Here is a 10,501-nt window from a genome sequence, read left to right as displayed (position 1 = left end):
CCCCTTGCCGGGTGTGTAGAGGACTTGCACCTCCAAGTCACCAGCGTGGCCACCACAGCCAAGCTGGTTGCGCTTACGCGCAACGCGCCATGCCTGGCGCACGCAAAAAAAATCCCCGTATCTTTCGATACGAGGATTTTTAATATGGTCGGGGTAAGGGGATTCGAACTCCTGACATCCTGCTCCCAAAGCAGGCGCGCTACCGGACTGCGCTATACCCCGGTAAAAAAAAGGCGACCTTCGCAAGTCGCCTTCTTCGATCAGCGCTTTTGGCCTCTGATCTTAAGATTCGATTCCAGCGAAGCTGGTTTCAAAAATGGTGGGTCGTGTGGGATTCGAACCTACGACCAATTGGTTAAAAGCCAACTGCTCTACCAACTGAGCTAACGACCCAAATATGGTCGGGGTAAGGGGATTCGAACTCCTGACATCCTGCTCCCAAAGCAGGCGCGCTACCGGACTGCGCTATACCCCGATTGAAATGGCTCCGTGACCAGGACTCGAACCTGGGACCCAATGATTAACAGTCATTTGCTCTACCGACTGAGCTATCACGGAACTGATATTTCAAGTTACTGCATTGAAGCTAGCTTCAACCTCTTCGACCCGTCTGCATCGCTGCGTTCGTGTGTCTGAGGCGCGCTATTCTACAATCTTCAAAACCTCTGTCAACCCCTTAAATTGCTTTCAAGACAATGATTTGCAACTTATTTTGGGTTTCCTCTCAACGAGAAGTCGCCCTTGGGGGTGACGTACTGCGGGGCGCACTTTACAAGCCTTTTCCTTTGAGTTCAACGGCCTGATGAAAAAAATGGCCTCGCAAAACGAGGCCACTCCAATCACAGGCTATTGTGGCTTTCAGTTGAAAACGATTTCGTCGTTTTCCACGGTGCCGGTCACGGTTTCGCCCGGCATGAAGCGACCGGACAGGATCAACTGCGCCAGCGGGTTTTCGATCCAGCGCTGGATCGCCCGCTTCAGCGGCCGTGCGCCGTAGACCGGGTCGTAACCCACCGCAATCAGCTTGTCCAATGCCTCATCACTCAGTTGCAGCTTCAGCTCGCGCTCGGTGAGGCGGCTGCGCAGGCGACCCAACTGGATCTCGGTGATGCCGGCGATCTGATCCCGAGCCAGCGGTTCAAAGATCACCACTTCGTCGACCCGGTTGATGAACTCCGGCCGGAAGTGCGTGGAAATCGCATCCATCACCGCAGCACGTTGCGCCTCGCGATCACCGACCAGTTCCTGGATCTGCGCCGAGCCCAGGTTGGAGGTCATCACGATCACGGTGTTGCGAAAGTCCACCGTCCGCCCGTGGCTGTCCGTCAAGCGACCGTCCTCAAGCACCTGCAACAGAATGTTGAACACGTCCGGGTGAGCCTTCTCGACCTCGTCGAGCAGGATCACCGAATACGGTTTGCGCCGCACAGCCTCGGTCAGGTAGCCACCCTCTTCATAGCCGACATATCCCGGCGGAGCACCGATCAGCCGGGCCACGGAGTGTTTCTCCATGAATTCGGACATATCGATGCGCACCATGGCCTCCTCGGTATCGAAGAGGAATTCGGCCAGGGCCTTGCACAGCTCGGTCTTACCCACACCGGTCGGACCGAGGAACATGAACGAGCCGCTCGGGCGGTTAGGATCAGACAAACCGGCGCGGGACCGGCGGACGGCGTTGGACACCGCCACCACCGCTTCCTCCTGACCAATCACGCGCTGGTGCAGCAGGCTTTCCATTTTCAGCAGCTTGTCGCGCTCGCCTTCGAGCATCTTCGAGACCGGAATGCCGGTCCACTTGGAGACCACTTCGGCGATTTCTTCCTCGGTGACCTTGCTGCGCAGCAACTGGTTTTCGCTCTTACCGTGCTGGTCGACCATTTGCAGGCTGCGCTCCAGGTCCGGGATCACCCCGTACTGCAGCTCGGCCATGCGGTTGAGATCGCCTTTGCGGCGGGCCGCTTCCAGCTCCTGGCGAGACTGCTCGATCTTCTGCTGGATCTGCGCCGAGCCCTGGACTTCGGCCTTTTCCGAATTCCAGATTTCTTCGAGATCGGAATATTCACGCTCGTGCCGAACGATTTCTTCCTGGAGTTTTTCCAGGCGCTTTTTCGCCGCTTCGTCGCTTTCTTTCTTCAGGGCCTGGGACTCGACCTTGAGTTGGATCAGGCGTCGCTCCAGGCGGTCCAGCACCTCGGGCTTGGAGTCGATCTCCATGCGGATGCGGCTGGCGGCCTCGTCGATCAAGTCGATGGCCTTGTCCGGCAATTGCCGGTCGGTGATATAGCGGTGGCTGAGCTTGGCCGCCGCGATGATCGCGCCATCGGTAATTGCCACCTTGTGGTGAACCTCGTAGCGCTCTTTAAGGCCGCGCAAGATGGCGATGGTGTCTTCTTCACTTGGCTCTTCCACCAGCACTTTCTGGAAGCGCCGCTCCAAAGCAGCGTCTTTCTCGATGTACTGGCGGTACTCGTTAAGCGTGGTCGCGCCGACGCAATGCAGCTCGCCGCGAGCCAGTGCAGGCTTGAGCATGTTGCCCGCATCCATCGAACCTTCGCCCTTGCCGGCACCGACCATGGTGTGCAACTCGTCGATGAACAGGATGATCTGCCCTTCCTGCTTCGACAGTTCATTGAGCAGGGATTTGAGCCGTTCCTCGAATTCGCCACGGTACTTGGCACCGGCGATCAAGGCGCCCATGTCCAGGGACAACAGGCGCTTGCCCTTGAGGCCGTCCGGCACTTCGCCGTTGATGATGCGCTGGGCCAGGCCCTCGGCGATGGCGGTCTTGCCCACGCCAGGCTCGCCGATCAGCACCGGGTTGTTCTTGGTGCGGCGTTGCAGGACCTGAATGGTGCGGCGAATTTCATCGTCACGGCCAATCACCGGGTCGAGCTTGCCCTCTTCGGCGCGCTTGGTCAGGTCGACGGTGTATTTGTCCAGCGCCTGGCGTGCCTCCTCGTGGTTGGGGTCATTGACCGCTCCACCGCCGCGCAGGTTGTTGATGGCGTTTTCCAGGGCTTTCTTGCTGACGCCCTGGCCGAGCAACAACTTGCCGAGCTTGCTGTTCTCGTCCATCGCGGCAAGCAACACCAACTCGCTGGAGATGAACTGGTCGCCTTTCTGCTGGGCCAAGCGGTCGGCCTGGTTGAGCAGCCGCGCCAGATCCTGGGACATGTTCACGTCACCGGTCGGATTCTGGATTTTTGGCAACTGGTCAAGTTCTTTGGCCAGCTCCTTGCGCAGGCTGCTGACGTCAAAGCCCACCTGCATCAACAGGGGCTTGATGGAACCGCCTTGCTGCTCGAGCATCGCTTGCATCAAGTGCGCCGGTTCGATACCGGGATGGTCCAGGCCGACGGCCAGGGACTGGGCGTCGGAGAGGGCCAACTGTAATTTGCTGGTTAAACGATCAATACGCATGGGTCACCTTCCTTTTGAGCAGGCCGGACCTTCGAAACGTCCTGAATGAAGAAACCTGCCAGATACCGCTATAGATGTGGTCGATTCTGGAAGATTCAAGCAGCGCGCTGTTGATACAGATCAGGGAAGTCTAGCGTTCGAGCCAGATCAGGGAAGCGAAACGACCGGTACGGGCGTTACGGCGGTAGGAAAAGAAGCGTGGATCGGTCACGGTGCACAAGCCGCCACCGTACACGGCCGTTATGCCACGTACCGCCAGGCGCAGTCGTGCCAGCGCGTAGATATCCGCCAGGAACTTGCCGGCGTTGTGACTGGGCGTGAAGGCTTGCTCTGCCTTGGGCAGGTGCGCGATAAAAGCTTCACGCACCTCCGGTCCGACTTCGAAGGCTTGCGGACCGATGGCCGGGCCGAGCCAGGCGAGGATTTCATCGGCGGGTACTTCAAGGCAATCAAGGGTTGCTTCCAGCACACCATTCGCCAACCCGCGCCAACCGGCATGGGCCGCCGCGACACGGGTGCCGGCGCGATTGCAGAACAATACGGGCAGGCAGTCGGCCGTCATCGAGGTGCACGCAATGCCCGGCGCGGCGGTCCAACTGGCATCGGCGGTGACAACCTGGGCCGGATCGGCCTCGACCACGTCGATGCCGTGGACTTGCTGCAACCAGGCCGGACGCATGGCGAAGCGATCAGTGAGACGGCGACGGTTTTCGGCGACAGCGGTGGGGTCGTCGCCCACGTGATCGCCCAGGTTGAGGCTGTCGAACGGCGCCAGGCTGACGCCGCCCTCGCGGGTGGTGACGCAGGCCTTGACCCAGGCCGGCGCGGGCCAGTCGGGTGTCAGCCAGTCATTCATCCGATGAACGCCTCGCGGTCCTGCTTGAGCAACGTCAGCAACCAGACGAAGTCATCCGGCAACGGCGACTCCCAGCTCATGCGCTTGCCGGTCGTCGGGTGATCCAGCTCCAGGAAACGCGCGTGCAGCGCTTGGCGCGGGAAATTCTTCAGCGATTCGACCATGGTCTGGTTGGCGGCCGGCGGAATGCGGAAACGACCGCCATAAGCCGGGTCGCCCACCAACGGGAAGTTGATGTGGGCCATGTGCACGCGGATCTGATGGGTACGACCGGTTTCCAGCTTGACCCGCACATGGGTGTGGGAACGGAAACGCTCTAGCACGCGGTAATGACTGACCGCCTGCTTGCCGCCTTCCATCACCGCCATGCGTTGGCGCTGCTGGCCGTGACGACCGATCGGGGCGTTGATCTTGCCACCCGCGGTGACGACCCCGATGACGATGCATTCATAGATGCGGCTGACACTGCGGCTCTGCAACTGTGTGACCAGCTGTGTCTGCGCCTGGATGGTCTTGGCCACCACCATCAGGCCGGTGGTGTCCTTGTCGAGGCGATGCACAATACCGGCGCGTGGCACATTGATGATGTCCGGCACGTGGTGCAGCAAGGCGTTGAGCAGGGTGCCATCGGCATGACCGGCCGCCGGATGGACCACCAGGCCGGCAGGCTTGTTGATCACCAGGATGTCATCGTCTTCATAGACGATGTCCAGGGCGATGTCCTGGGCGACCCATTCTCCCTGGGCCTCCTGCTCGGCGGTGAGTTCGAGGATGGCACCGCCATGGACAATGTCCCGCGGGCGAATCACCGCGCCGTCCACCGTCAGGCGACCGTCCTTGATCCAGGCGGAAAGGCGCGAGCGCGAGTGCTCTGCGAAGAGTTGGGCGGCGACTTGATCGAGGCGTTGGCCGCCCAATTCGGACGGCACCTCTGCGCGAAGTTCTATTTTATCGGACATGCTCGGACTGGGCGTCGGCACAGCCTTTGGTTTCGGCTGCGCGCTTGTGGTTAAATACGGCGTCTTTTGCCCCGAGGCTTTCAACGGGGCGCTCATCATAACAGGACGGCCCCGCCCAAGACAGCGGCCGTCATAGGGACGCAAGCCGCCATGCAAGTGAAACACCTGCTGCTGATCGCCATCCTCGCATTGACTGCTGCTTGCTCGTCGAAGGAAGTCGTAGACGAAAACCTGAGCGAAGTCGAACTGTACCAACAGGCGCAGAACGACCTGGATAACAACAGCTATACCAGCGCCACCGCCAAGCTGAAGGCGCTGGAGTCGCGGTATCCGTTCGGTCGCTACGCCGACCAGGCCCAGCTGGAGTTGATCTACGCCAACTACAAGAACGCCGAGCCGGAAGCCGCGAAGTCCGCCGCCGAGCGCTTCATTCGTCTGCACCCGCAGCACCCCAACGTCGATTACGCTTACTACCTCAAGGGCCTGACCTCCTTCGACCAGGACGTCGGCCTGCTGGCGCGCTTCCTGCCGCTGGACATGACCAAGCGTGACCCGGGCGCCGCGCGCGACTCCTACAACGAGTTTGCCCAGCTGACCAGCCGCTTCCCCAACAGCCGTTATTCGCCAGATGCCAAGCAGCGCATGATCTACCTGCGCAACCTGCTGGCGTCCTACGAAATCCACGTGGCGGACTACTACCTGACCCGCCAGGCCTACGTCGCCGCCGCCAACCGCGGCCGCTACGTAGTGGAAAACTTCCAGGAAACCCCATCGGTGGGCGACGGCCTGGCAATCATGACCGAGGCGTACCAGCGTTTGCACCTGGATGACCTCGCGGCCACCAGCCTGGAAACCCTGAAGCTGAACTACCCGGACCACCCTTCCCTCGCCGACGGCCAGTTCACCCCGCGCGTCGACGAAGCCGACAACCGTTCGTGGCTGAGCAAGGCCACCCTGGGCCTGATCGAATCCCGTCCTCCGCTGCCGCCGGGCGAAACCCGCGCCAACCAGGACGTCCAGCGCCAGTTCCAGGATGCCAAGGAAGCCATTCCGAACGAGCTCAAGCCCAAGGACGAAAATGGCGACGTGATCGAAGAAGAAGAGCCTGAGAGCGAATCCAGCGACCGCTCCTGGTTCAGCTACATGACCTTCGGCATGTTTGACTGAGACAAGGCCTGACGAAAAAGGAGACCTGCGAGTCTCCTTTTTTGTGCCTGGGTTTTATTGCGCTGTGCGCCGTTCCAGTCCTTGGCTAAACTGCCTGATCTCTAGCCGAAAAGCCGCCCATCATGCTTCGTTTACTGTTCTGGATTGTCCTGATTGCCGCCGCGATATGGTTGTGGCGCAAATTCAAGGGGGCCACCTCCGCACCGAACTCGCACCGGGAACAGGACGCACCGCCCATGGTTCGTTGCGCTCATTGCGGCGTCCATCTGCCGCGGGACCGGGCGCTGACGCTCCAGCAACAGTGGTATTGCAGCCAGGCTCACCTTGAGCAAGGCCCGGGCACTCGTGATCGCTGAGGCTTCACGCCCTCGCGTCAAACAGGCGCAGCGCCTGCTGCGTCTTTATCACCTGTACCGCCTGAGCATCGGCATCACCCTGGTGCTGTTGATCTCCAGCAACATGGACAACCGCTTGTTGGAGTTCGCCAACGACGATCTGCTGCGCAGCGGCAGTTGGTTGTATCTGGTGCTGAATATCCTGCTGGTGGTGTTTCTTGAGAACACTCGCCGCCCGGCCCGGCTGTTCGGCCTGGCACTGACCGACGTCCTGCTGCTGTCGTGGCTGTTCTTTGTCGCAGGCGGTGCTCCCAGCGCCATCGGCAACCTGATCATTGTCTCAGTGGCAATTGGCAATACCTTGTTGCGCGGTCGGATCGGCCTGTTGCTCGCCGCCGTCGCCACGATTGGCATCGTCGGTTCAAGCTTGTTCCTCGGCCTCAGCGATTCGAGCCGCCCCAGCAGTTATTTGCAGGCCGGCACCTTGGGCGCCTTGTGCTTTGCCGCCGCGTTGCTGGTACAAGGCCTGACCCGACGCCTGGAAGTCAGCGAAAGCCTGGCCGAGCAACGAGCCAGCGAAGTACTCAGCCTCGAAGCGCTCAACGCGCTGATCCTGCAACGCATGCGCACCGGCATCCTCGTGCTGGATCGCCAGCGCAAGGTGCAACTGGCCAACGAAAGCGCCCTGAACCTGCTGGGCATGCACGACTTGATTGGCCAGCGGATCGACGACTATTCCAACGCCCTGGTCGAACGGCTGCAAGGATGGCTGAACAATCCCAGCCTGCGGCCACAAAGCCTGACCATCAGCGGCACGGGCCTGACCCTGCAACCCAGCTTCATCGTCCTGGGGCCGCAGGACCAGCAACAGATCCTGGTTTTTCTCGAAGACCTGGCCCAGATAGCCCAGCACGCCCAGCAACTGAAGCTCGCCTCCCTCGGGCGCCTCACTGCCGGTATCGCCCATGAAATCCGCAATCCCTTGGGGGCGATCAGCCACGCCGCGCAATTGCTGCGCGAATCCGAGGAACTGAACGACGCGGACCGGCGTCTGACGCAGATTATTCAAGATCACTCCCAACGAATGAATCGCGTCATTGAAAACGTCCTGCAACTGTCACGCCGCCAGCAAACCGCGCCCCAACGCCTGGATTTGCGCACATGGCTGGAGCAGTACGTCCAACAGGCTCGCGAAAGCGTGACCGAACACCAGCATCTGCACCTGAGCATCGACCCGGGCGACTACGTCACGCTGATGGACCCCGACCAACTGACCCAAGTGCTCGACAACCTGCTGCGCAATGCCTGGCGCCACAGCGCCATGGTTCACGGGCAGGCCGAGGCCTGGCTGAAACTGTTCGTCGACCCGCACAGCCAACTGGCCACGCTGGACATCATCGACAACGGCCCCGGTGTAACACCCGATCAGCAGGTGCACTTGTTCGAGCCTTTCTTCACCACCAGCAGCCAGGGCACCGGCCTTGGGCTTTATCTGTCCCGTGAGCTGTGCGAAAGCAACCAGGCCCGCCTAGACTTCAAACCACGCCAAGGCGGCGGCTGCTTTCGCATCACTTTTGCTCACGGACGGAAACAGATTTGAATACACGCTCACGGCAACGAATCCTGATCGTCGACGACGAGCCGGACATCCGCGAACTCCTGGAAATCACCCTGGGACGGATGAAACTCGACACCCGCAGCGCCAAGAACCTTGCCGAGGCCCAGTCGCTGCTGGAGGGCGAAGCCTTCGACCTGTGCCTGACCGACATGCGCCTGCCCGACGGCACCGGGCTGGAACTGGTGCAACACATCCAGCAACGCCAGCCCCAACTGCCGGTGGCGATGATCACCGCCTATGGCAGCCTGGAAGTCGCCATCGACGCCCTCAAGGCTGGTGCCTTCGACTTCCTGACCAAGCCCGTCGACCTGGCCCGCCTGCGGGAGTTGGTCGGTAGTGCCTTGCGCATGCCGCCCGTCGCTTCACCAGGAGCGACCGTCGAGCGCTGCCTGCTGGGCGACTCCCCGCCCATGCGCAATGTGCGCAAACAGATCGAAAAACTCGCCCGCAGCCAAGCGCCGGTGTACATCAGTGGCGAGTCGGGTTGCGGCAAGGAACTGGTCGCCCGTCTGATCCACCAGCAAGGCCCCCGAGCCAGCCAGCGCTTTGTGCCCGTCAACTGTGGGGCGATTCCGACAGAGCTGATGGAAAGCGAATTTTTCGGTCATAGAAAAGGCAGCTTCAGCGGCGCCATCGAGGACAAGCCCGGATTGTTCCAGGCTGCCCATGGCGGGACTCTATTTCTCGACGAAGTGGCCGACTTGCCATTGGCGATGCAGGTCAAGCTGTTGCGCGCCATCCAGGAAAAAGCCGTGCGCGCCGTGGGAGGCCAGCAGGAAGAGGTGGTGGATGTGCGCATCCTGTGCGCCACCCATAAAGACCTGGACGCGGAAGTCGCTGCCGGGCGTTTTCGCCAGGATCTGTATTACCGGCTGAACGTCATCGAACTTCGTGTCCCGCCATTACGTGAACGCCGAGAAGACATCGAACCGCTGGCGACCCACGTACTCCAGCGCCTGGCCGCCAGCACCGGCAGCCCTGCGGCCAAGCTGCACCCACGCGCGCTGGACGCCCTGCGCAATTACCGCTTCCCAGGCAACGTGCGGGAGCTGGAAAACATGCTCGAACGGGCCTATACCCTCTGCGAACACCAACAGATCGAGGCCGAAGATCTGCGGCTGGCCGAGGGCGGTAGCGCTGGCGACTCGGGCAGTCCCGATTTGATGCAGGTCGACAATCTGGACGGCTATCTCGAAGAGGTCGAGCGCAAGGTGATTCTCCAGGCACTGGAGGAAACCCGCTGGAACCGCACGGCGGCGGCGCAGCGGTTGAAGTTGTCGTTTCGGTCGATGCGGTATCGGTTGAAGAAGTTGGGGTTGGATTGAGCCACGGTTTGACGCTCGTGCCCCCGGTAGCAGCTAATACCTGTGGTGAGGGAGCTTGCCCCACCACAGGGATTGGGTTTGCTGCAGCGGCTTTACCTATCTCCCGGTCACCGGCACCTGCTCATTCAATACACGATTGGCCAGCAGTTCACTCAGTTCAATCAGTTGTTGTATCCCTAATGCGATCTGCCGTCGTGAGCCTTTCAGGTCGAAGGCCAGGTCGCTGATGGTGGCGTTGGCTGAGGCTAGGGTTTCGCTGAGGTTGGTCAGCAGGCATTCGACGTCGATGCCGTCCACGACGGTGAACAGCTGGTTCGGTGCTGGTTTCTTTTTGGTTTCAGGTTTTGGGTCGAGGTAAGAATCGATGACGCGTTTGGCGGCTTCATCGAGCCCGTTCGGGTTAGGCTCTGAAGGTGATGGAGGTTTTTCACTCATTGCGGTACTCCAAAGGAAAAAATGGATTACCAAGTTAGCGGGCCGCGACGCCCGGACGCTGAATTTGCAGCGACGGGGAAAGGTTAACGAGAGATCTTCCCACCCGGCAACCGCCAGAACTCGTCGGAAAAGTCGGCTTGGTTTAGATTGTTGTCCGAACATTCCCACAAATCTTGGTTGGGGGGTGAGGTCGACATTGTGGGGGGTGTAGATCCGTTTCTTCGGTAACGACTGATTAAGGTTCCGCTCTTACAGCGGGTCACTTTCGAAAAGCGCGAAAGTAACCAAATGTATGGTCAGCCTACCTTTTGCTACTCAGTCACGATGAACGGTAAATCAGGCTTGCGCTAATGTATCCGGGCTCCATGTGAGCGCGGGTACGC

General features: G+C 60.5%; 8 protein-coding genes and 4 tRNA genes. 4 read left to right on the top strand and 8 right to left on the bottom strand.

Annotated elements, in window-relative coordinates; all coding sequences use genetic code 11:
- Window positions 1-145: 145 nt before the first annotated feature.
- The 7 genes from HU762_RS26450 to rluD all read right to left on the bottom strand — a co-directional run bounded on the left by HU762_RS26450 (window position 146) and on the right by rluD (window position 5,238).
- Window positions 146-222: transfer RNA gene (locus HU762_RS26450), tRNA-Pro, on the bottom strand.
- 95 nt (window positions 223-317) lie between these two features.
- A tRNA-Lys gene (locus HU762_RS26445) sits at window positions 318-393 on the bottom strand.
- A 5-nt stretch (window positions 394-398) separates the two neighbouring features.
- Window positions 399-475: transfer RNA gene (locus HU762_RS26440), tRNA-Pro, on the bottom strand.
- Window positions 476-482: 7 nt separating this feature from the next.
- Window positions 483-558, bottom strand: a tRNA-Asn gene (locus HU762_RS26435).
- Window positions 559-858: 300 nt separating this feature from the next.
- Window positions 859-3,423 (bottom strand): ATP-dependent chaperone ClpB, encoded by a 2,565-nt coding sequence (gene clpB / locus HU762_RS26430; RefSeq protein WP_186641860.1) that lies wholly within the window; start codon window positions 3,421-3,423, stop codon window positions 859-861.
- 130 nt (window positions 3,424-3,553) lie between these two features.
- A complete protein-coding gene (pgeF, locus tag HU762_RS26425) occupies window positions 3,554-4,279 on the bottom strand; it encodes a peptidoglycan editing factor PgeF (protein ID WP_186641859.1) in 726 nt (241 codons plus the stop codon).
- On the bottom strand, window positions 4,276-5,238 hold the full coding sequence (gene rluD, locus HU762_RS26420) for a 23S rRNA pseudouridine(1911/1915/1917) synthase RluD (protein WP_186613075.1): 963 nt from the start codon (window positions 5,236-5,238) through the stop codon (window positions 4,276-4,278). Before rluD ends, pgeF begins: the two co-directional genes overlap by 4 nt.
- A 150-nt stretch (window positions 5,239-5,388) precedes the next feature.
- Here rluD and HU762_RS26415 point away from each other — a divergent pair, with 150 nt between their 5' ends.
- The 4 genes from HU762_RS26415 (at window position 5,389) to HU762_RS26400 (ending at window position 9,683) form a co-directional block, all read left to right on the top strand.
- On the top strand, window positions 5,389-6,405 hold the full coding sequence (locus HU762_RS26415; RefSeq protein WP_186641858.1) for an outer membrane protein assembly factor BamD: 1,017 nt from the start codon (window positions 5,389-5,391) through the stop codon (window positions 6,403-6,405).
- A gap of 122 nt (window positions 6,406-6,527) precedes the next feature.
- A complete protein-coding gene (locus HU762_RS26410; protein ID WP_186613071.1) occupies window positions 6,528-6,761 on the top strand; it encodes a PP0621 family protein in 234 nt (77 codons plus the stop codon).
- A complete protein-coding gene (locus HU762_RS26405; protein ID WP_186641857.1) occupies window positions 6,751-8,340 on the top strand; it encodes an ATP-binding protein in 1,590 nt (529 codons plus the stop codon). Before HU762_RS26410 ends, HU762_RS26405 begins: the two co-directional genes overlap by 11 nt.
- A complete protein-coding gene (locus HU762_RS26400; protein WP_186641855.1) occupies window positions 8,337-9,683 on the top strand; it encodes a sigma-54 dependent transcriptional regulator in 1,347 nt (448 codons plus the stop codon). The genes HU762_RS26405 and HU762_RS26400 overlap by 4 nt, the downstream gene beginning before the upstream one ends.
- A 96-nt stretch (window positions 9,684-9,779) precedes the next feature.
- Here the strand turns inward: HU762_RS26400 and HU762_RS26395 are convergent, their stop codons facing one another.
- Window positions 9,780-10,118 carry a DUF6124 family protein gene (locus HU762_RS26395; protein WP_186641852.1) on the bottom strand — a complete coding sequence of 113 codons (339 nt, stop codon included), beginning with the start codon at window positions 10,116-10,118 and terminating at the stop codon, window positions 9,780-9,782.
- Between the last annotated feature and the right edge of the window lie 383 nt (window positions 10,119-10,501).

The organism is Pseudomonas sp. SWRI92, assembly GCF_014268685.1.
Taxonomy (GTDB): Bacteria; Pseudomonadota; Gammaproteobacteria; order Pseudomonadales; family Pseudomonadaceae; genus Aquipseudomonas; species Aquipseudomonas marvdashtae.
This window is presented reverse-complemented; position numbering and strand designations above follow the sequence as displayed.